This is a genomic window from Acinetobacter sp. UBA5934 (assembly GCF_002430855.1).
Classification (GTDB): domain Bacteria; phylum Pseudomonadota; class Gammaproteobacteria; order Pseudomonadales; family Moraxellaceae; genus Acinetobacter.
Genome location: NZ_DJDC01000042.1, coordinates 1 through 19,809 on the forward strand (window position 1 = coordinate 1; position 19,809 = coordinate 19,809).

At 41.0% G+C, this 19,809-nt stretch carries 22 protein-coding genes; 11 read left to right on the top strand and 11 right to left on the bottom strand.

Annotated elements, in window-relative coordinates:
• The 3 genes from B2Y23_RS03075 to B2Y23_RS03085 all read right to left on the bottom strand — a co-directional run.
• On the bottom strand, positions 1-361 hold a 361-nt coding region (locus B2Y23_RS03075), incomplete at its 3' end, for a FimD/PapC N-terminal domain-containing protein (RefSeq protein WP_291368959.1).
• 50 nt (positions 362-411) lie between these two features.
• Positions 412-1,143 carry a fimbrial biogenesis chaperone gene (locus tag B2Y23_RS03080; RefSeq protein WP_291353976.1) on the bottom strand — a complete coding sequence of 244 codons (732 nt, stop codon included), beginning with the start codon at positions 1,141-1,143 and terminating at the stop codon, positions 412-414.
• Between the two features lie 70 nt (positions 1,144-1,213).
• Positions 1,214-1,753 (bottom strand): fimbrial protein, encoded by a 540-nt coding sequence (locus B2Y23_RS03085; RefSeq protein ID WP_291368960.1) that lies wholly within the window; start codon positions 1,751-1,753, stop codon positions 1,214-1,216.
• A gap of 333 nt (positions 1,754-2,086) precedes the next feature.
• On the opposite strand from B2Y23_RS03085, the gene B2Y23_RS03090 reads away from it, so the two are divergent.
• A complete protein-coding gene (locus tag B2Y23_RS03090) occupies positions 2,087-2,299 on the top strand; it encodes a hypothetical protein (protein ID WP_291368962.1) in 213 nt (70 codons plus the stop codon).
• A gap of 41 nt (positions 2,300-2,340) precedes the next feature.
• On the opposite strand, the gene bioB is transcribed toward B2Y23_RS03090, so the two are convergent.
• Together bioB and queG are read right to left on the bottom strand one after the other, a co-directional pair.
• On the bottom strand, positions 2,341-3,330 hold the full coding sequence (bioB, locus tag B2Y23_RS03095; RefSeq protein WP_291353970.1) for a biotin synthase BioB: 990 nt from the start codon (positions 3,328-3,330) through the stop codon (positions 2,341-2,343).
• 303 nt (positions 3,331-3,633) lie between these two features.
• Complete coding sequence (gene queG, locus B2Y23_RS03100) at positions 3,634-4,728, bottom strand: tRNA epoxyqueuosine(34) reductase QueG (RefSeq protein ID WP_291368977.1); 1,095 nt, start codon at positions 4,726-4,728, stop codon at positions 3,634-3,636.
• A 23-nt stretch (positions 4,729-4,751) separates the two neighbouring features.
• Between queG and B2Y23_RS03105 the strand changes: the two genes are divergently transcribed.
• Genes B2Y23_RS03105 through B2Y23_RS03115 form a run of 3 tightly spaced genes read left to right on the top strand, consistent with a single transcriptional unit; the run spans position 4,752 to position 6,861 of the window.
• A complete protein-coding gene (locus tag B2Y23_RS03105; RefSeq protein WP_291368964.1) occupies positions 4,752-6,224 on the top strand; it encodes an NAD(P)H-hydrate dehydratase in 1,473 nt (490 codons plus the stop codon).
• Entirely contained in the window at positions 6,221-6,496 is a 276-nt protein-coding gene (locus tag B2Y23_RS03110; protein WP_291353966.1) for an acylphosphatase, read from the top strand. Before B2Y23_RS03105 ends, B2Y23_RS03110 begins: the two co-directional genes overlap by 4 nt.
• Before the next feature lie 38 nt (positions 6,497-6,534).
• Positions 6,535-6,861, top strand: coding sequence for a hypothetical protein (locus tag B2Y23_RS03115; RefSeq protein ID WP_291353964.1), 327 nt, complete (start codon positions 6,535-6,537; stop codon positions 6,859-6,861).
• 25 nt (positions 6,862-6,886) lie between these two features.
• Here the strand turns inward: B2Y23_RS03115 and ruvC are convergent, their stop codons facing one another.
• Complete coding sequence (ruvC, locus tag B2Y23_RS03120) at positions 6,887-7,432, bottom strand: crossover junction endodeoxyribonuclease RuvC (RefSeq protein WP_291353962.1); 546 nt, start codon at positions 7,430-7,432, stop codon at positions 6,887-6,889.
• A 122-nt stretch (positions 7,433-7,554) separates the two neighbouring features.
• On the opposite strand from ruvC, the gene B2Y23_RS03125 reads away from it, so the two are divergent.
• Together B2Y23_RS03125 and B2Y23_RS03130 are read left to right on the top strand one after the other, a co-directional pair.
• Positions 7,555-8,130 carry an FxsA family protein gene (locus B2Y23_RS03125; RefSeq protein WP_291353960.1) on the top strand — a complete coding sequence of 192 codons (576 nt, stop codon included), beginning with the start codon at positions 7,555-7,557 and terminating at the stop codon, positions 8,128-8,130.
• A 140-nt stretch (positions 8,131-8,270) separates the two neighbouring features.
• A complete protein-coding gene (locus B2Y23_RS03130; protein ID WP_291353958.1) occupies positions 8,271-8,909 on the top strand; it encodes a LysE family transporter in 639 nt (212 codons plus the stop codon).
• Here the strand turns inward: B2Y23_RS03130 and B2Y23_RS03135 are convergent.
• The gene (locus tag B2Y23_RS03135) at positions 8,906-9,091 is read right to left on the bottom strand and encodes a hypothetical protein (protein WP_291353956.1); all 186 of its coding nucleotides are present in this window, start codon (positions 9,089-9,091) and stop codon (positions 8,906-8,908) included. The genes B2Y23_RS03130 and B2Y23_RS03135 overlap by 4 nt on opposite strands.
• Positions 9,092-9,411: 320 nt before the next feature.
• Here B2Y23_RS03135 and B2Y23_RS03140 point away from each other — a divergent pair, with 320 nt between their 5' ends.
• On the top strand, positions 9,412-9,654 hold the full coding sequence (locus tag B2Y23_RS03140) for a hypothetical protein (protein ID WP_291353954.1): 243 nt from the start codon (positions 9,412-9,414) through the stop codon (positions 9,652-9,654).
• Between the two features lie 50 nt (positions 9,655-9,704).
• On the opposite strand, the gene metK is transcribed toward B2Y23_RS03140, so the two are convergent.
• Positions 9,705-10,871 (bottom strand): methionine adenosyltransferase, encoded by a 1,167-nt coding sequence (gene metK / locus B2Y23_RS03145; protein WP_291353952.1) that lies wholly within the window; start codon positions 10,869-10,871, stop codon positions 9,705-9,707.
• 842 nt (positions 10,872-11,713) lie between these two features.
• On the opposite strand from metK, the gene tkt reads away from it, so the two are divergent.
• The 3 genes from tkt (at position 11,714) to B2Y23_RS03160 (ending at position 15,026) form a co-directional block, all read left to right on the top strand.
• Positions 11,714-13,702, top strand: coding sequence for a transketolase (gene tkt / locus B2Y23_RS03150; RefSeq protein ID WP_291368966.1), 1,989 nt, complete (start codon positions 11,714-11,716; stop codon positions 13,700-13,702).
• A gap of 164 nt (positions 13,703-13,866) precedes the next feature.
• Positions 13,867-14,082 (top strand): hypothetical protein, encoded by a 216-nt coding sequence (locus tag B2Y23_RS03155; RefSeq protein ID WP_291368968.1) that lies wholly within the window; start codon positions 13,867-13,869, stop codon positions 14,080-14,082.
• 359 nt (positions 14,083-14,441) lie between these two features.
• Complete coding sequence (locus B2Y23_RS03160) at positions 14,442-15,026, top strand: YceI family protein (RefSeq protein WP_291353946.1); 585 nt, start codon at positions 14,442-14,444, stop codon at positions 15,024-15,026.
• A gap of 74 nt (positions 15,027-15,100) precedes the next feature.
• On the opposite strand, the gene B2Y23_RS03165 is transcribed toward B2Y23_RS03160, so the two are convergent.
• Together B2Y23_RS03165 and B2Y23_RS03170 are read right to left on the bottom strand one after the other, a co-directional pair.
• On the bottom strand, positions 15,101-15,817 hold the full coding sequence (locus B2Y23_RS03165) for a glutamine amidotransferase (protein WP_409514833.1): 717 nt from the start codon (positions 15,815-15,817) through the stop codon (positions 15,101-15,103).
• Between the two features lie 143 nt (positions 15,818-15,960).
• Positions 15,961-17,472, bottom strand: a complete 1,512-nt coding sequence (locus tag B2Y23_RS03170) for an aldehyde dehydrogenase family protein (RefSeq protein WP_291368972.1) — start codon at positions 17,470-17,472, stop codon at positions 15,961-15,963.
• A gap of 201 nt (positions 17,473-17,673) precedes the next feature.
• Between B2Y23_RS03170 and B2Y23_RS03175 the strand changes: the two genes are divergently transcribed.
• A complete protein-coding gene (locus B2Y23_RS03175) occupies positions 17,674-18,855 on the top strand; it encodes a helix-turn-helix domain-containing protein (protein ID WP_291353769.1) in 1,182 nt (393 codons plus the stop codon).
• 22 nt (positions 18,856-18,877) lie between these two features.
• On the opposite strand, the gene B2Y23_RS03180 is transcribed toward B2Y23_RS03175, so the two are convergent.
• Positions 18,878-19,807 carry an alpha/beta hydrolase gene (locus B2Y23_RS03180; RefSeq protein ID WP_291368974.1) on the bottom strand — a complete coding sequence of 310 codons (930 nt, stop codon included), beginning with the start codon at positions 19,805-19,807 and terminating at the stop codon, positions 18,878-18,880.
• Positions 19,808-19,809 lie beyond the last annotated feature (2 nt).

Below are 19,809 nucleotides of genomic sequence, written 5' to 3' on the forward strand. Positions count from 1 at the left end.
GTTGCAGTACTTCCTGTTTTACCCCAAATTCCAGCAGTTTTGCTGCGGTAAAGCAGGTAAAGGCATTTTCTTTACTGTCGCTTGATTTAAACACCAGATGGCGTTTGCCAAACCAGTTGCCATTCACATAAATATCGACACTGTATTCACCCGCGAGAATAGGATTGCCATATTTAAAGCGGTCAATATCAATTTTTTTAGCCTCACCAATCAGGAAAGTGGTATCGAACTCAGCTTCTTGATTGGTGGAGTTTACATCTTCCAAAGCATGCGTGGATACAGGAATGCATAACGTCAATACACCATACGCAACATAACATCGAATACGCTGCCAGTTGAAGATATGGTGTTGTTTATACATAATTTCTGCCTGTAAATGCAGGGATATCCAGCAAACTTTTGAATACTTGATTAAAGTTTAATGTTGTGCTCTACACGGCCACCAAAGTCATTGATGGTGGTAAAAGTCATTTTTTCAGTATTGGTGGTTTTTAAGACTATTTTTTCGCTACTAAAAGGTTTCAACACGAGTCCTTCAGGAAGCGTTTCAATACGCTGTGCACCTTGCTGTTGCAAAACAGAGGTCAAGGTAATATGAAAAGGCGTGGGATTCTTCACTTCAAGGGTATTGGCCTGAATCTTCCATTGTAGCTTTGTCGGTGCCTGTTCAGCATTTTCTTTCATTCCTGCAGGACGATAAAAGAATTTAATTCGTGAACGAATCGCCAACTGTAAAAAGTTATCGCTATCTTCAGCTTTTTGGTTTTTGCTGGTCGGTTTTGGTGGAATGTCTAAAACATTTAACCAGTACAGGGTTTCCTGGGTTTGATTCAACTGCGCCGCATTCGGTAATGCTGTAATTCTGAGCGATTGTCCTTTATTCGGATCGACACGAGAAATAGGCGGGGTAATCATAAACGGAACTTTGCTTTGATCGGGCGTGCTTTGGGCATCGCCATTATCAATCCAGGCTTGAACCAGCGAAGGCTTTTCCCCACTGTTACTCACTTGTAAGGTGATTTCTCTGGCATCTGAAGGGTAAATAACACGTGTGCCATGAATGATAATTTCTGCATGGGCAGCGCTGATAGGGAGTACAGCAGCAAGAACGCATTTTTTCCAAAAAGATAATTGATTAATCATTAAAGCCACCCAGTGAAAAACAAAAGAGTTAAGTTGAATATTCAACTTAACTCAGGAATTGAACCAGTACTTATTGGTAAATGATTGTATATTGAACAGAAGTTGTAACTTTACCAGCAGTAGAAGCACCAGTAGCATAGTATTCGCTATAGTAGTTCAAGTCTGCACTGCCACCTTTCGCTACGTCAACCCATTGGGAGTTCGCTTGAGCACCATTTGCACCAGCCGTAGTGATTGGAAGAAACTGGCTGTTAGAACCTAATAATTGGATTTGTACGTTCTGTGCACCTGTTGCATCTTGGTTTTTTAAACGGCCAGAGTTGACATCAACGGTTGTGCCAGGTTCAAAATAAGTGGCAACCTTGCCTTCAGAGCAGTTCGCAAGTTTAATGGTAAACGGTGTACGACCTGCAACTTGACCCGCATTTGCCAATGACTGTTTTGAAACTGTCGGTAAAGTCACCGTAAAGTCTTTGCCGCCATTATTTACAATATTACAAGTTTTATCTGTAACCAGGCCATTGATAGTGATGGTACCGTCAGCAGCGTTAGCGTTAGCGTTAGCGATAGCAAGTACAGGAACAGCAGCGATTAATGCGATTTTTTTCATGGTGTTAACTCTGTCGGAAGAAGTTTTTTTTGTTGATCAACTTGGTAGAGCAAAGATTATTCTTAAAAATAAAAAATGTAAACTGGTTCACATAAAATAAAAAAAATGCAAAACAAGATTGAAGGCCGGGAGGGCAAAAAAAATGAAAAAAACAAAACTTATTGAATGAATAATAACTAAATTAAAATAGACATTTAATTTTATTCTAAAGTAAAAGATCTAAAATATTGAGGCTAAATAATCGCTTAAATTTTTTTTGTAAATTTACAAAAAAAATTACAAAAAGGTCAAAAATGTTACAATATGCATTCAAAATGGCTTGAAATTTAACTTATGAACATTGATTTTACTGCCGATACTTACATTGTAACTGATCAATTAGCCGACACTTTGGTCTGGTTAAGCCACCATCAGGATTGTTTTGATTCGTTCAGTTATGACACTTTGACTCAAGAGCTGGTGGTTTATCACGCTAATGGCGCAGATATTATTCGTAAAGGAAATTATTTAAATGCGCGTTATGGTCTTTTGATTACTTCTCTCTAAATAAAAAAGCCCAATATGGGCTTTTTTATTTACTACTCGGTTTAACTCGCCATGGCATCGACCGAGAGTTCTTTGATCGTTGGTTTGGCTTTTTCTGCAATTAAACCCAATTTGTCAAATAACTGTTTATCCTTACCTTCACCGGCATTTGGGGTGGTAAGCAGTTTCTCGCCAGAGAAAAGCGAGTTAGCACCTGCCATAAAAGCCAGTGCCTGGTCAGCATCAGATAAAGATTCGCGACCTGCAGACAGGCGAATATAACTTTTAGGCATAATAATTCGGGCAACCGCAATGGTACGAATCCATTCAGTAATGTCCAGTTTTTCAACATCAGCAAGCGGCGTGCCTTCAATTGGTACCAGCATATTGATCGGTACAGATTCAGGGTGAATGGCTAGAGTCGCTAACTCATGCAATAAACCAATCCGGTCTTGACTGCTTTCACCTAAGCCGACAATTCCACCACTACATACTTTCATGCCGGCTTGACGGACAAAATCCAGCGTATTTAAACGGTCATCAAAAGTACGGGTACTGATCACATTGGAATAGTATTCGCGTGAGGTATCCAGATTATGGTTGTAGTAGTCGAGACCGGCATCTTTTAAACGTTCTGCCTGAGACTGATTAAGCATGCCTAACGTCATGCAGGTTTCTAGTCCTAGTGACTTCACTTCACGCACCATTTCCAGCACATACGGCATATCGCGTTCATGCGGATTACGCCATGCGGCGCCCATACAGAAGCGTGATGAACCCGAAGCAAGCGCTTCTTTGGCTTCCTGAATCACTTTATCGACAGCAATACGTTTTTCGGCTTCCAGTTTGGAGTCATAATGTGCTGACTGCGAGCAGTATTTACAATCTTCCGGGCATTTTCCGGTTTTGATGGAAAGCAGGGTGCTGACCTGAATGGTATTGGCAGCAAAATGTTCACGATGAATACGCTGTGCTTCAAAAATCAAATCTAAAAAAGGCTGGTTGTATAAATCCTGAATTTCTTCTCGTGTCCAGTCATTACGTACATTCATTAGTGAAATTCCATAATCATCTTCGTTATTGGCTTTTATCATACATAATTTATGCCAAATCCAAAGGCATAAATGACCAAAGCTCATAGTATCTAACGATTAATTTTGGTTATTTATTATAAATCTAAGATTGTAGATTTAGTTACAAACTGGACCTTTTTCTTGCAAATATCCTTGCAAAGTTTTTTTGGGATCTTATAAAAGTTGTACTGATCTTGGGGTTATATTTTTTCTAAAAGCAAAACTTTGTCATGATCTGGAAAATCAAAAATAGACCATGTACTGTTAATTTTGACCTAAAAATCAACTGGATTTAGCCAGTTGCTCGCGAATCGCCCAATCAATATGGACTTGCACAATCTCATCATGCTGGTCGCGAGACTGTCTTAAAGTTTCAATAATTTCTGTCGAAAAAGGCGCATTGCCCAGACCAATCGCGATATTACGCATAAAGCTTTGGTAACCGGTACGCCGTAGTGGGCTGCCTTCAGTATTGGCTAAAAAGGTCGGTTCATCCCAATGCCATAAATCCAGTAAACTCACCTGATCCAGACCATGTCGCGGATTAAAATCTTCAATGGTGGTTTTCTTGGCAAAACTGTTCCAGGGACAAATCAGCTGGCAATCATCACAGCCAAATACACGATTACCAATCCCACGGCGCAATTCTTCAGGAATGATGCCTTGATACTCAATGGTCAGGTAAGCAATACATTTACGTGCATCCAGCATATAAGGTTCAACAATGGCACGGGTTGGGCAAATATCCATACAAGCTGTACACGAGCCGCAGTGCTTGCTTGTAGGACCATCAAAAGGCAAATCAAGAGAGGTAAACAGTTCGCCCAAAACGAAAAATGATCCTGATTTTTTATGAATGAGCAGGGTATGTTTTCCGGTCCAGCCCATGCCGGCATTTTCAGCCAGAGACTTTTCAAAGATTGGCGCAGAATCCGCAAAGGGGCGGGATTCAAAATCTCCAACCTTTTCCCGGATTTTCGTCGCGAGGGTCTTTAAGCGACCGCGCATGGTTTTATGGTAATCACGGCCGCGGGCATAACGTGCAATGATGGCGGCATTCGGTTCATCCGGTACATAACGTGGTTTGGGTGTTTCCACCAGATAATTCATGCGTACACAGATAATGCTTTTGGTTCCCGGCACCAGCAAAGCGGGATTGGCACGTTTTTCCAGATTTTCTTGCAGAAATTTCATGTCACCGTGGTAGCCACGTTTTAAATATTCCTGAAAACGTGGCAATTCTTCTTGAGCATCCGGTTTGGCAATGACACAATCACTGAAGCCAAGTTCTAAAGCTTGCACTTTAATCCACGCTTTCAGCGCTTCAGGATCATATTGATCTAAAGGAATTTTTTGTGACAATGTGGAAGAAGCCATAATGATATAAAAAGGGAAGAATAATGCCTCAGCAAGTTTATCATAGCCGTGAAGTACAAGCATGGGAACAACGCTGGTTTGCCCAGCAAAACAGCTCTTATGCCTTAATGCAGCAAGCGGCCTGGATGATTGCGCAGCGCTTGGTTCCCATTTTTCAGCAACACAAAATCCAAAATATTGCGCTCTGTTGTGGTCAGGGCAATAATGCCGGAGATGGTTATCTCACTGCCAAATATTTAAAACAATATGGTTTTAATGTGGAAATTTACGCAGCTGAATTAGGTGTCTCTAAAGATTTACACAGCGCCCATCAAGAAGCGGTAGATGCAGAAATCAACATCTATGCAGGGTTTGCATTTCAAAAAACATATGACTGTTATGTCGATGCCCTGTTTGGTATTGGCTTAAACCGGGAACTGGATGCTGACTGGCAACAGATTATTAAAAATATCAACGTTCAAACAGGCCTGAAAATCGCCGTAGATATACCTAGTGGTTTACAGGCCAATAGCGGTCAGCCCTTACCTTGTGCCATCAAGGCAGATTACACTTTTTCCGCTCTGGGTTTAAAAGCTGGGCTGTTTACCGGTCAAGGCAAAGAGTTTGCAGGGCAGGTTGAAGTGAATTCCCTGATTCCTGTAGATACAGAACTCAAACCGCTTGCCCAGCTTTCACCCACTTCGATTTCACTGCCGCAGCGTGAGGCTTTTGGTCATAAGGGTAGTTATGGTCATGTGCTGGTGGTGGGCGGTCATCCGGATATGGGCGGGGCGGTGATGATGGCGGCGGAATCTGCTTTTAGTGCAGGTGCAGGCAAAGTCACCATTGTCTGTCATGAAAAGCATCACACTGCGATATTGGCGCGTTCACCCAATATTATGCTGCGTGACATCAATGCCTTGACCAAAGCCGAGATTCAGCAACTCCTAGATCATGTTGATAGTGTCAGTTTGGGTATGGGGCTGGGACGGGATAGCTGGTCAGAACAGCAATATTTTAAATGGTTCCCCAAGATCAATGTCGCTAAACATTTACAGGTGGTGCTAGATGCTGATGCACTGTGGTTTTTAGCCGAACATCCTGAAACATTAAAAGCAGATAGCTATGCCACACCTCATCCGGGTGAAGCAGCAAAATTGTTAGCTTGTACGGTAAAAGAAATTGAAGCTGACCGGATTGCAGCCATTCATCAACTTCAGGAAAAATATGCCGGACAATGGGTACTGAAAGGTTCTGGTAGTTTGATTCTGCAAGATCAACTCTGGATTTGTACCGCAGGCAATGCCGGTATGGGAACTGGTGGTATGGGAGATGTTTTGGCGGGTATGACTGCCAGTTTAAAGGCGCAATTTGCCGGGCAAATACAGCTGCATGAAATTGTAACCTTACATGCTTTGGCGGGAGATTGGCTGGCGGAGCAAGGCATGCGCGGTTTACAGGCTCATCATATGAATGCAGCGCTTTATCATGTGGTGAATCAGGGAAATAACAAATGAATAAGGCGATTAAACTCATTATTCAGGGCAAGGTTCAGGGTGTGGGTTATCGGCGCTGGTTTGAACAGCAGGCTTTAGAACTGGAACTCAAAGGCTATGTGAGAAATTTGCCAAGTGGGGAAGTTGAAGCTGTAATTGCAGGGCCGGCAGATCTGGTTCAAAACATGATTGAGCGTAGTCATGCTGGTCCCGCACGTGCAACAGTTTCCCGAATTGTCCAGATTGAACTTGATCAAAAGCACGATTTTAGAATATTTGAAATAGCAGATTAATTGTAAGTTTCAGAATAAAAATAATTGAGGAGCACAGCATGGAAAAATATCTGGTCGTCGCCATTGTCGTCGTGGTGTGTATTCTTCTGGTGATCTATACCCAACGGGCAGAGGGGAGTTCTTCTCAAAAATCATTGAAAGAGATTGTGCAAAAAGAATTTCCTCAATATAAAGTGATTGAAAAGAATCAAATCATTATGATTTGTGAAATCAACCATCGTAATGAGCCAGATGAACTGATTTTTATCCGAATTGATCCGAATCAGAAAAAGAATATAAGGACCTTTGGGCGCAGGGTCACCTTTACTTATAGCAAGCAACCCTCAATCAAGGAAATGCGCAAAGATTTTGCCCCTTATCTTTAAATTATTTGATATATCTTTACTAGGTTTAACGTCTTCGAACAGTGTAACGGCTACGGCCTCGTGCCATACCACCCAGCGCATTCAATACGGCCATTTTGCTCATACTGCCTGAAGCATGTGCATGACAAATGGCGGCAGCCAGAGCATCGGCGGCATCCTGCTGAGGTTTAATGCTTAAATTTAAAATCCGCATCACCATCATCTGAACCTGTTCTTTATCTGCGGCACCATAACCCACCACAGACTGTTTAATTTGGCGGGCAGTATATTCAGCCACTTGTAAATCCAGATTCACCAAAGCAGCAATGGCTGCACCACGGGCTTGTCCCAATTTCAAAGCAGAGTCCGGGTTTTGTGCCATGAATACCTGTTCAACCGCGGCTTCGGTCGGGCCATGAAATTTCACAATCCGTTCTACACCTGCAAAAATCCGTTTCAAGCGTTCAGGCATTTCCGGGGTTTCGGTACGAATGGTCCCTGCATCTACAAACGTTAATTTTTGCCCATCTTTTTCGATGATGCCGTAACCTGTTAAGCGTGAACCGGGGTCAATACCGATAATTAGTGACATGCAAACCCTTTAAAAATAAAATATCGCCCATATTGTTACATAAGCGTAGCAAAAAAGCTTGATAGTGATTAAGCAGTTAATGACTACACTTTATTCATTTTATTGAGATTAGATTAATTTTCATGAAATTATTTCTTATTGTACTGGTTGGCTTAATCCTGGAAGTTTTTGTCTGGATTGGCGTGGGTGACCTCGTTGGCAGCATGTGGTACGTATTTTTCTGGTTTGTAATTGCCTTTTTCATCGGTATGAACCTGATTCGTAAATATGCAACCGGTTTGATGCCACAAATGCAGCAAATGCAAATGGGTCAAATGCCTGGTGATCCTGCATTGACCAATAATCTGCCTAAGATTCTGGCAGGTTTTTTTCTGCTTATTCCGGGCTTGATCAGCGATGTATTGGCATTGTTAATCTTGATTCCCAGCGTACAGAATGCATTTAAAAATGTCATGATGAAAACCATGGCAAAACGCCAGCAGGCCATGATAGATAAAATGATGGGTGGCATGATGGGCAATATGAATAATATGGGCGGTGATGCTCAGAGCCAAAACCCATTTGCCGATATGATGCGTCAAATGCAAGACATGCAGCAAGGCGGTTCACAGCGCCACGATTCCAGCATTATTGATGGTGAAGCGCGTGAAGTAACACCTGATGCGAAAAAAATTGAAATGAAAGATGTGAATAAATAAATTATTGATCTTTTTGAAAGCCGAATCATGATTCGGCTTTTTTTATGTTTCGACTTTTTGTCGGCAGAACCCGGTAATTGGTACATGCAAAAAATTGAACAAACGATATAATACTGCTTTTAAAAATTTCTCCTATTTCTATGTCATTGCTTTTGACCATTTGTGCACTGCATTTTGTTGCACAGCTTAGCCCGGGACCGGATGTTTTGCTGATTGCCAAAAGCTCGGCTTCAACTTCAAGAACCAATACGCTCAAGATTATTCTGGGTATTTCTGTAGGTATTCTGGTTTGGGTAGTGCTGACCCTGATGGGATTTACTGTACTTATTCAACAGTTTCCGTGGATTCAACAGGTTTTAATGTTGGTAGGTGGATTATTTCTGGCCCGTATGGGGTGGGCTATGTTGAGCGGAGGTTTAAAAACCCTGAAGCAGCAAACCAGTTTGAATCATGATCCACAAGGCATTGTATCTGATTCTAAAAACCATTTTTTGCTGGGTTTATTTACCAATCTTTCTAACCCTAAAACACTGATTTATTTCAGCAGTGTTTTTTCACTGGCCTTAAGTTCTTCAGCTTCCAGCCATTTAAAAAACCAGCTGGCGATCATTATTCCAATACAAACCTTCTTGGTATTTACTTTACTGATGCTGATTTTGTCCATACCAAAAATTAAAACCGCCTATCAGCGTTCTGGCAGTTATATTGATATGATTTCAGGCGGATTATTTCTGATTTTTGCCATCTGGTTGTGGTATGACGCATTTGCCATGCTTTAGTTGTTTGAGGGCGTTTCATCAGACGTGGGTATAGATGGGGAAGTAGTTATGACTTCCTCATTTTTTTGTGGCTGTACATAACGGTTAGGTTTCAGGCTTGCTTCAGTATTTTCCGAACCTTGATAGCTACGACTGCGGTTAGCACGTTCGCGTAAGCCGCCTTTTTTAATCAGTTGAACCATTTGATCCTCCAAGTTATTCACTGCTATTTTAACTAAAAAAAGAGCCGGCGGGCGCAGATAAATTTAAAGCTACAGATTTAATCGTTATGGGTTTCCCATGTATTACGAATAATATCTCTGAGTGTTGTTACTGGATAAGAGTATCTTCCATTAAAAATTAATACCTTAGGTGATAGCTAAAAATATTTTTGTTGGGGTGGTTTTGACGGGTTGATCAATAGGCTTGTATCTAAAAAAAGACTGGATTAAGATTTTATTGAGACTCCAGTTCATCAGTTAAAAGGGTAGAAAATAAAAACAAAAATGGTGGGAGTATTGCTATGTTATATCAATATCATTGTGCCTGTTGTAACAAGGTTGTGGAGTCAACCGAAAAAAAATGCACAAATTGCGGTTCACATAATATAAAAAGTCCTTACGGTTTCTGGATTTTTTGTATTTTAACCTGCCTAGCAGCAGTCATGGTTTTTGCAATAGTCCATATTTATTTGCAGGACCATCAGGAAACCCCTATACAAATGTCATTATTAGAAGTTCTACAGCAGGGAGGACAAACCAAATAATGATTGATCATATAAAAAAGCCCACAAATGTGGGCTTTTTAATGAAAAAATTACAGTCCAGCAGAGGCTTTAAGTGCTTTAACCTTATCTGTTTTTTCCCAGGTAAATGCAGTGTCTGAACCTTCACGGCCAAAGTGACCATAAGCAGCAGTTTGCTTATACATCGGTTGAATCAGGTTCAACATGCGGGTAATGCCATATGGACGCAAGTCAAAGTGCTCACGAACCAATTGAATAATGAATTCTTCCGGCACTTTTGCAGTATTAAATGTATTGATTGAAATAGAGGTTGGCTCTGCAACACCGATTGCATAAGATACCTGGATTTCACATTTATCTGCCAGACCAGCAGCAACAATGTTTTTCGCAACATAACGGCCAGCATAAGCTGCTGAACGGTCCACTTTTGATGGATCTTTACCAGAGAAAGCACCACCACCGTGACGAGCCATACCACCGTAAGTATCTACAATGATTTTACGGCCTGTTAGACCACAGTCACCCACAGGACCGCCAATCACAAACATCCCGGTTGGGTTGATGTGGAATTTGGTGTCTGCATGGAACATTTCAGCAGGGATGATTTTCTTCACGATTTCTTCAATCACAGCTTCTTTAAGATTCGCTTGTGAAATTTCAGGATCGTGTTGAGTTGAAAGAACCACTGCATCTAAACGAACAGGCATACCATTTTCATAGGCAAAAGTGACCTGACTTTTCGCATCTGGACGTAACCATGGTAACGCACCATTACGGCGTAACTCAGCCTGTTTTTCCATTAAGCGGTGTGCATATGAAATTGGGGCTGGCATTAACACGTCAGTTTCACGGCTGGCATAACCAAACATTAAGCCTTGGTCGCCGGCGCCCTGATCTTCAGGTTTTTGGCGGTCAACACCCTGAGCAATTTCAGGAGACTGTTTACCAATCATGTTGATTACGGCACAGGTTGAACCATCAAAACCGAGGTCAGAATGGTGATAACCAATACCATTTACGGTTTGACGCACAATAGCTTCGAAGTCGACATTAGCCGTTGTTGTGATTTCACCCGCAAGTACTACAGCACCTGTTTTTACAAGCGTTTCACAAGCAACCCTGGCATATGGGTCTTCTTTTAAGATTGCATCCAAAATAGCATCACTGATTTGGTCAGCCATTTTATCTGGATGGCCTTCGCTTACAGATTCCGAGGTAAATACAGCGTACTCGCGCATAAGTCCTATCACAGTTAATTCAAAAGACGCAATATGTTACATCGAGTTAGACTTTTGGACTAGTTCTAGACGATAAAAATGGATGAATTTATTTCAATTCAACGACTTTTTAATTGATATGCGTATCTAAAAAGCTGATAAGTAGTCAAAATTGAGCTGGATAATTGCAATTTTGCCAAACAGGAATTTTGTTAAGTAAATATTTAATCGACGCTTGAAAAGTATTTCTGGGTTTGACCGCAAATTATTCTAAATATTTATAAAAGTGTTTTATAAATTTAAAAATGATAAATATTAAATGTTTACATTAGGTTTTTTAACAAGCTTTGAACTACGCAAAGTTTAATACAATTAAATTGAATAAAGGAAAGGCGAGGGAAAAGTTAAAGTTAACCAGTATTAAAATTTTCATTTAGTTAAATCTAAAGTGAATTTAATTCATTTTTTAGCTTTTTAAACCTTTCTTTATAGCTTGGCAGGGTTAAAATTTAATTTAGCTTGAGATCGCCTTGAAAATTTGTCAAAGAACAAGAAAAAAATGATTATGTGAAAGATGAATAACTTTGAATGATCTACTCAATAACCAAAATGCAGCAGAATAATCGTTAAAATGTCATATATAAGTTTTAAATTGAATAAGTCAAGGTATTTACACTTGAGTTAAGTACCTGCAAATGCTGTGAAATTGAACGCTGTCTGCATTTAAATATGTCTAGTCACGAATAAATAGTGAAATGTTGAGTATTAGGCTTTACCCCTTGCTGTTTTTTTAAGACAATATAGCCAGCTTTGAATTTTCCTATTCATCATCTTCTTTAAACGATTTAGTTGGACTCTGACCTATGACAACCCCGCTTAACGAACGTCGTATTGCAAACGCAATTCGTGTATTGGCAATGGATGCTGTGCAAAAAGCAAATTCAGGACATCCAGGTGCTCCAATGGGGATGGCAGACATCGCTGATGTCGTTTGGCGCGAATTTTTAAATCATAACCCACAAAACCCGCAATGGGCGAACCGTGACCGTTTTGTATTGTCTAATGGCCATGGCTCTATGTTGCAATATGCGTTATTGCATTTGACCGGTTATGATCTTTCTATTGAAGATTTAAAATCTTTCCGTCAGTTGCATTCTAAAACACCAGGTCACCCTGAATTGGGTTATGCACCGGGTATTGAAACCACAACTGGTCCATTGGGTCAGGGTATTGCCAATGCTGTTGGTTTTGCACTTGCTGAGAAAACTTTAGCTGCACAATTCAACAAAGATGATATTCAGGTTGTTGACCATTTCACTTACTGTTTCTTAGGGGATGGTTGCTTAATGGAAGGTGTTTCTCACGAAGCATGTTCATTGGCGGGTACTTTGGGTCTAGGTAAACTGATTGCTTACTATGATGACAACGGCATCTCAATTGACGGTGAAGTAGAAGGCTGGTTCTCTGACGATACAGAACAACGGTTCCATGCGTATGGCTGGCAAGTAATTAAAGTTGATGGTCACGATAGCGATGCTTTACGTGCTGCAACTTTAGAGGCTAAAGCTGAAACTGCTAAACCAACGCTTATTATCTGTAAAACAGTAATTGGTTTGGGTTCACCAAACAAACAAGGTAAAGAAGATTGCCACGGTGCGCCGTTAGGTAATGACGAAATCGTATTGACTCGTGAAGCTTTAGGCTGGTCAGACGAAGCATTTGTAATTCCTGCTGATGTATATGCAGCTTGGGATGCCAAAGAAAAAGGTTCACAAGCTGAAGCAGCATGGAATGAAACTTTCACCGCTTATGCAGCGAAATATCCAACAGAAGCAGCTGAATTAAAACGCCGTCTTTCTGGTGATCTTCCAGCTGACTTCGTAGCGAAAGCCGATGCTTATATTGCAGAAGTAAATGCAAAAGCAGAAACCATTGCTACACGTAAAGCAAGCCAGAATACTTTACATGCACTTGTACCTTCTTTACCGGAAGTGCTTGGCGGTTCTGCTGACTTGGCGGGTTCAAACCTGACTTTATGGAAAGGTGCGCAAGGCATTCAGGACAATCCGGCCGGTAACTATGTTCACTATGGCGTACGTGAATTTGGTATGACTGCAATTGCCAACGGTGTTGCGCTTCATGGTGGTTTCATTCCTTACGTAGCAACATTCCTGATGTTCATGGAATATGCACGTAATGCAGTACGTATGTCTGCACTGATGAAACAACGTGTGATTCATGTCTATACCCATGATTCAATCGGTCTGGGTGAAGATGGTCCTACACATCAACCAGTTGAACAAATTGCCTCTTTACGCGGTACACCAAACTTAAATACTTGGCGCCCATGTGACACCGTTGAAGCTGCAATTTCCTGGAAATCTGCTTTAATGCGTTCAGAAGGTCCAACAGCGTTGATCTTCTCTCGTCAAAACTTGCCATTCCAGACTCGTACAGCAGCTCAAATTGCTGACGTAGCAAAAGGTGGTTATGTATTGGCTGAAGAAAAAGGCGAATTGAAAGCAATCATCATTGCGACTGGTTCTGAAGTTTCATTGGCAATGGAAGCTTATGCACAGCTTGAAGGCGTGCGTGTAGTGTCTATGCCATGTGCTGAAGAATTTGTGAAACAGGACGCAGCTTACCGTGAAGCCGTTCTTCCATCTCATATTCGTGCACGTGTTGCGGTAGAAGCGGCGCATGTAGATTACTGGTGGAAATTTGTTGGTCTAGACGGTCGCGTGATCGGCATGACCACTTATGGTGAATCTGCACCTGCAAAAGATCTGTTCCAGTTCTTCGGTATTACCACTGAAGCAGTGGTTGCAGCAGTGAAAGAAATTACAGCTTAATCACTTTCGGTTAACTGTTTAAAAAGACGTCCCAGTACAGGGACGTCTTTTTATTTTTTACAATAACGATATTTCAACGAATGATTAAAGATGAAGGTTTAAAATTTAGTCATTCATTGAAGTATTCAGCATCAAGGGCAGTACGCTGCCAGAGTGAGGAAAATATGAGCCTTTATGATCAGATTAATGATGAAATTGTCCTGATGGATGCGGGCGAACAGAAGTGGATCGGTCAAGACTTACCGCTAGAAAGCATGATGGCTGTTGAGCTGTTATTGCAAGACTTGCAAGAAAATAAAGTGATTAAAATTCGCCGTAAAAATCATGAAAAGCATACCGGGATGAAACAGATAGACCGAATTCTGGTTGAAAAGTTATAAAGATGACCTGTCTTTATAAGCCCCAACTGGGGCTTTAATTATTTGGACAAGTTACAATAAGCTGTTATAAGTCGCTCGGTTTTCAAGGCTTTTATAATGATTAAGATAAAATGTATATTTTTGTATTAAATCATTAAGTAATGAATAAAAAGGCTATAAATACATAAATTTGGAAATTAGATTTTTAAATAATTTTTAAGATTATCAATATATTAAAAGTTGAGGTGATATCGTTGCATAAATTTATCTTAATAACGTCTTGATTGTTCTATTCTTGCAACATATCGTCTTATCTGTATCAGTGAATTAAAATAAGAAAGGTATACACTAATAACCATTCCAAAGCGAGATAACAACACATGAATTTAAAAGCAATAACTTTAGGTCTGGCGGTTGCATCAGTGGCGACTTTATCTGTAGCAAAACCGGTTGCCTATCAAATTGATCCTGGTCATAGCGCAACAGTTTTTTCTTGGAGTCACTTTGGTTTTTCTACACCTTCTGCCAACTTTTCTGACATTCAAGGTACCATTAATGTCGATAATGAAAAACCTGCCAATTCATCAGTAAATGTTAACATTCCAGTATCAAGCATCAATACCAATGTAAAAGCACTGGATGACCATATTAAGACAGCCGAATTTTTCGATGCTGCGAAATATCCGAACATTACTTTTAAAAGCACTAAAGTTCAGGCTTTAGGTAAAAACAAATACAAAATCACTGGTGATTTAACCGTGAAAGGTGTAACGAAACCTGTAGTTCTAGATGCAGTTTTAAATAAACAGGGCGTGCATCCAATGACCAAATTGCAAACGGTTGGTTTTAATGCAACCACTTCATTTAACCGTTCAGCCTTTGGTATAGGCGCTTATGTTCCAAATGTGGGTGATAAAATTACTGTGAATATCACCACTGAAGCATCTGTTCCTGCGAAAAAATAAGTACGAATGAACTTATAAAAAAAAGCACCATTGATGGTGCTTTTTTGTTTCCGTAGTTTCATTTTAAAGTGTGATTAAATTGCGGCAATCTGTTTCAGATAGCTTTGTAATACGGCTTGGGCCTGTGTTTCTAAGATAGCCGCATATGCTTCATTGTCAGCCCGTAAAGAAGGGATGTTGATATTGGCTTTACGTAATTCACAAGTATGACCGATTAACCATTTTTCCAGGCTGTCTGCTGCAACCTCGATATGGAATTGCAAAGCCAGAATATTCTTACCGACTGAAAAAGCCTGATTCGGATAAATTTCTGAACTGGCCAATAATTCAGCCTGTTCAGGCAAATCAAAGGTATCGCCATGCCAGTGTAATACCGCAGTATCCGTTAAAGGGTTAAGCGGGTTATTTTCAGCACTGGAAAGACTGAGTTTACTCCAGCCAATTTCTTTTTCATGACCTGCATAGACTTTTGCACCTAAAGCATGGGCAATCAGTTGAGCACCTAGACAGATACCCAGCGTAGGTAAATTATTCTCTAAACGTACTTTGAGTAAGTCTATTTCTTGTTGTAAGAATGGATAATCATCCGTTTCATAAACACCAATCGGGCCACCTAAAATAATGGTTAAGCCTTTATGTTGCATAGCCTTGGTTAAATCATCGATACCCGCTTCAAAATAACGCACCCGAAAGCCAAGTTGATAAAACACATCTTCTAGTGCGCCCAAGTCTTCAAAGGCAAGATGTTGAATGGCATAAATGGTGTCTGGAAAATCTGGAGATAAAGTCATCATGCTATTTTTTAAGGTATTTGGAATAAGAGCAATTTAGCCTGAATATCGAGAAAAATGAAGATTTCTGCGTTGCTTCTTTGCTATTTAAAACAAAAAAGCGAACCGAAGTTCGCTTTTTTATGCGCTATATTGTTTTATGTTTAGAAGAAGCCAGCAGGTTTGGTTGAATAGCTCACCAGCAGGTTTTTGGTTTGTTGATAATGGTCCAGCATCATCTTGTGGTTTTCACGTCCAATACCGGATTTTTTATAACCCCCGAATGCCGCATGCGCAGGATAGATGTGATAACAGTTAGTCCATACACGACCGGCCTGAATGGCACGACCAGCACGGTAAGAGGTATGTGCCGAACGAGACCAGACACCGGCACCTAAACCATAAATAGTGTCGTTGGCAATTTTGATCGCATCATCAAAGTCTTTAAAGGTGGTAACAGCAAGTACAGGTCCAAAAATTTCTTCCTGGAAAGTTCTCATGTCATTGGTGCCTTTGAAAATGGTTGGTTCAATGTAGAAACCTTGACCCACTTCACAACGTTCACCGCCACCGGTTAATATTTCAGCGCCTTCTGCACGACCTGTGGCAATACAGCCCAAGATTTTATCTTGCTGCTCTTGTGATGCCTGAGCGCCAATCATGGTTTCAGTATCTAGCGGATGGCCAGTTTTAATGCGCTTAACCCGTTCAACCGCTTTCTCTAAGAACTTATCGGCAATACTTTCCTGAATCAAGGCACGAGAAGGACAGGTACAAATTTCCCCCTGATTAAGGGCAAACATGACAAAACCTTCTAATGCTTTATCTAAATAATCATCATCTTGATCCATGACATCTTCAAAGAAAAGGTTCGGTGACTTACCGCCTAATTCAAGCGTGACCGGAATAATGTTTTCAGTGGCATATTGCATGATTTGCTGGCCGACTGAAGTCGAACCGGTAAAGGCAATTTTGGCAATACGTGGATTGGTTGCCAGTGGACGACCCACTTCAATTCCGTAACCATTGACAATATTTAATACACCTTCAGGAATCAGGTCCTGAATCAGTTCAACCAGAACCAGAATACTGACCGGGGTTTGTTCAGCCGGTTTTAAAACAATACAGTTACCCGCAGCCAATGCCGGTGCCAATTTCCAGGTCGCCATTAAAATAGGGAAGTTCCAGGGAATAATTTGTCCCACTACACCTAAAGGTTCATGAAAATGGTAGGCAATGGTGTCTTCATCAATTTCTGAAATGCCGCCTTCCTGGGCGCGGATACAGCCAGCAAAGTAGCGGAAATGGTCAATCGCCAAAGGAATATCTGCCGCCAGCGTCTCGCGGATCGGTTTGCCGTTATCCCAGGTTTCAGCCACCGCCAAAAGCTCCAGATTGGCTTCTAAACGGTCGGCAATTTTTAACAGCATATTCGAGCGGGTGGTCGGCGAGGACTTATTCCATTGTTCTTTGGCCTTATGCGCTGCATCGAGTGCCAATTCAATATCTTCAACACTTGAGCGCGGAACTTTGGTAAATACTTTACCGTCGACAGGAGAAATATTGTCAAAATATTCACCCTTTACCGGGGCGACCCATTGACCGCCAATAAAGTTTTCATATTGGGCTTTAAACTGAACTTTTGAACCATCTTGATTAGGATCGGCATAACGCATATGAATTTTCCTTTGCTTATTTTAGTGTTTTAAACCGCATCTACAGCTTTGGTATAAGGTACTTTTGTACATTATTTGATTAGCATACAGGGAATAAGGTTGGAGAAAGGTTGGAGACAAGAAGGTTTACAATCTTTCCAAACAGTCTTAAAAATAACGATTACAGTGGATGTAAGTCATGAATTGTTGCGAGAATAAGGAATGATGAATAAGCAAAGTTTGATGCAAAAAAGACATGAAATTGAGCAATTTAGGCAAAGTAGCAGTCTTTCTCCATTGCATGCGGAACAGTTGGGACAAAGTATTGTCAGTTCCTGGCAACGCTCAACTTCTGCTGAAATTCCCAAAGATCGTGCAGCGGCGCCCTTAGTTCATTTACAAAAAGAAACCTATCCCAGTGCTTTGGAACATGCTTTGCAGCATTGTGCACAAGACTTAAAACATATTGCAGAGCAATCTTCCATGGTGCTGGCGGTTGGAGATATTGGCAGTACCATTATCTGGACAGCGTCGAGTCCACAAATGCAAAGTGCGGCGGAAAGTGTACATTTTATTGAAGGCGGGCAGTGGCGCGAGGAACTAGTCGGAACCAATGCTCTGGCTTTATCCTTGAAAACCCAACAATCCAGTTGTGTATTTTCCAATGAGCATTACATGTCCTCCATTCATGATTGGGTCTGCTATGCCGCACCGATTATTGATCCTTATTCAAAACAGGTTTTAGGCGTCATTGACCTATCCACCACTTGGCAAAAGCACAACAGTTTGGGATTGCTTGCTGCTGAACGCTGTGCTTCGATTATTCAATCTGCATTACTGGAATATCAAAAGCAGCGCTTGTTTATCCGGGCTTTTTCCGTGCCACAAGTGTTGTTTAATGGCAAAGTCTTGGTGCTCACCCCGCGGCAAATTGAAATTTTGACCATTTTGGCGCTATGTCCGCAAGGCTTAAGTTTGGACAGTTTACATCAGGCTTTGTATGGTGAACGCAAAGTCAGCATCGGCACACTTAAAGCGGAAATGTCACAATTGCGCGATATTTTAGGCGGTATGCTCGGATCCAGGCCTTACCGTTTACTGGCACATGTCGAGGCTGATTTTTTACTCACCGAGCAATCTCTAGATGCCGGTTATATCGATTCTGCCTTAAAACTATGCACCGGAGTTTTTCTGGCAAAAACGGAAAGTCCTTTTTTATGTGCCTGGCGCAATTGTCTGGAATCCCGTTTAAGTGATGCTATTTTTAAGGCCAACGAAACCGATGTTTTACTGAAACATGTGGCGCATTTTCCAGAAGCAATTGATGCAGTGGAACGTTTAATTGAACTGATGCCCAAGACGCATCCTGCGCATCAAACCTTGCTAAAATTTAAAGATAATTAAGGCCAATATTACGTCATTATCTTTATAAACCTTTCTGCTTTAACCATTCAAACAGCTGTTGATAGACATTTTCGCGCACCGATTTTTCTGACAGCACCAAGTCATGTAAACCATTTTTTATTTCTTTGATGGTGACATCGCCTTTCATTTTTCTGGCATATTTGTCGATATGTTTGACATCCAGAATCACATCACTAGTTTGTGCATATTTATGCCATTTTTTCGGATTTTTGGTTTGATGCGAATGCATGACTAAAGCAGGAATACTTAAGCTCACCCCTTGATGAATTTCTTTTTGCGCTTCATAAATGGCCCTTACAAAACTCAAGTGAACCATCGGATAAGTCTTTTGTTTCCATTCCAGATTAAAATCCCATTCTCCCTTTAAACTGCTGTGCAAACTGGTTGCATACCATTTGTTCAATTCGCTGGGGAATTTTAAATCCGGGCAAATTTTACCGACGCGACTTAAGTTTGGCAGGCCCAGTTTTTTCTTGATCGGATTCATATTAAAGTCATAAAAGGGACTATTCACCCAAAGCGCTTTAATTAAAGGATGATCGGGATGATGGGCGGCATAAAGTGTTGTGGTGAGGCCACCTGTCGAATGTCCACAAAGCAGTACTGCATCATGGCCTTCTGCACCAATAATGTCTAAGGCTTGAGTAATTTCTGCATCATATTCAGCAATTTCACGTACGTTATAATATTTTTGATGAGGCAGATGCGAGCGGCCATATTTACGTAAATCCAACGCATAAAAATCAAAACCTTGCTGATTAAAACGCTCTGCCATTTCAGTCTGGAAAAAATAATCAATAAAGCCGTGAATATAGAGGACAGCTTTAGAGGTGGGCTGGTCTGTCTTTTTGCGGATCAGTGTGGCAACTACTGTGCCTTCAGTATCTGGCGGGAATTCTAAAGTGGCCTGTTCATAACCTTCACCTAGAATGT

What these genes read in the sequence shown, in the direction of transcription:
- B2Y23_RS03135 (WP_291353956.1), bottom strand. Translation starts at nt 9,091, where the DNA reads ATGGTTCAACTGATTAAAAAAGGCGGCTTACGCGAACGTGCTAACCGC.
- bioB (WP_291353970.1), bottom strand. Translation starts at nt 3,330, where the DNA reads ATGAATGTACGTAATGACTGGACACGAGAAGAAATTCAGGATTTATAC.
- B2Y23_RS03130 (WP_291353958.1), top strand. Translation starts at nt 8,271, where the DNA reads ATGTCATTGCTTTTGACCATTTGTGCACTGCATTTTGTTGCACAGCTT.
- B2Y23_RS03110 (WP_291353966.1), top strand. Translation starts at nt 6,221, where the DNA reads ATGAATAAGGCGATTAAACTCATTATTCAGGGCAAGGTTCAGGGTGTG.
- metK (WP_291353952.1), bottom strand. Translation starts at nt 10,871, where the DNA reads ATGCGCGAGTACGCTGTATTTACCTCGGAATCTGTAAGCGAAGGCCAT.
- B2Y23_RS03160 (WP_291353946.1), top strand. Translation starts at nt 14,442, where the DNA reads ATGAATTTAAAAGCAATAACTTTAGGTCTGGCGGTTGCATCAGTGGCG.
- B2Y23_RS03090 (WP_291368962.1), top strand. Translation starts at nt 2,087, where the DNA reads ATGAACATTGATTTTACTGCCGATACTTACATTGTAACTGATCAATTA.
- B2Y23_RS03170 (WP_291368972.1), bottom strand. Translation starts at nt 17,472, where the DNA reads ATGCGTTATGCCGATCCTAATCAAGATGGTTCAAAAGTTCAGTTTAAA.
- ruvC (WP_291353962.1), bottom strand. Translation starts at nt 7,432, where the DNA reads ATGTCACTAATTATCGGTATTGACCCCGGTTCACGCTTAACAGGTTAC.
- B2Y23_RS03175 (WP_291353769.1), top strand. Translation starts at nt 17,674, where the DNA reads ATGATGAATAAGCAAAGTTTGATGCAAAAAAGACATGAAATTGAGCAA.
- B2Y23_RS03115 (WP_291353964.1), top strand. Translation starts at nt 6,535, where the DNA reads ATGGAAAAATATCTGGTCGTCGCCATTGTCGTCGTGGTGTGTATTCTT.
- B2Y23_RS03165 (WP_409514833.1), bottom strand. Translation starts at nt 15,817, where the DNA reads ATGACTTTATCTCCAGATTTTCCAGACACCATTTATGCCATTCAACAT.
- B2Y23_RS03140 (WP_291353954.1), top strand. Translation starts at nt 9,412, where the DNA reads ATGTTATATCAATATCATTGTGCCTGTTGTAACAAGGTTGTGGAGTCA.
- B2Y23_RS03105 (WP_291368964.1), top strand. Translation starts at nt 4,752, where the DNA reads ATGCCTCAGCAAGTTTATCATAGCCGTGAAGTACAAGCATGGGAACAA.
- B2Y23_RS03080 (WP_291353976.1), bottom strand. Translation starts at nt 1,143, where the DNA reads ATGATTAATCAATTATCTTTTTGGAAAAAATGCGTTCTTGCTGCTGTA.
- tkt (WP_291368966.1), top strand. Translation starts at nt 11,714, where the DNA reads ATGACAACCCCGCTTAACGAACGTCGTATTGCAAACGCAATTCGTGTA.
- B2Y23_RS03085 (WP_291368960.1), bottom strand. Translation starts at nt 1,753, where the DNA reads ATGAAAAAAATCGCATTAATCGCTGCTGTTCCTGTACTTGCTATCGCT.
- B2Y23_RS03125 (WP_291353960.1), top strand. Translation starts at nt 7,555, where the DNA reads ATGAAATTATTTCTTATTGTACTGGTTGGCTTAATCCTGGAAGTTTTT.
- queG (WP_291368977.1), bottom strand. Translation starts at nt 4,728, where the DNA reads ATGGCTTCTTCCACATTGTCACAAAAAATTCCTTTAGATCAATATGAT.
- B2Y23_RS03155 (WP_291368968.1), top strand. Translation starts at nt 13,867, where the DNA reads ATGAGCCTTTATGATCAGATTAATGATGAAATTGTCCTGATGGATGCG.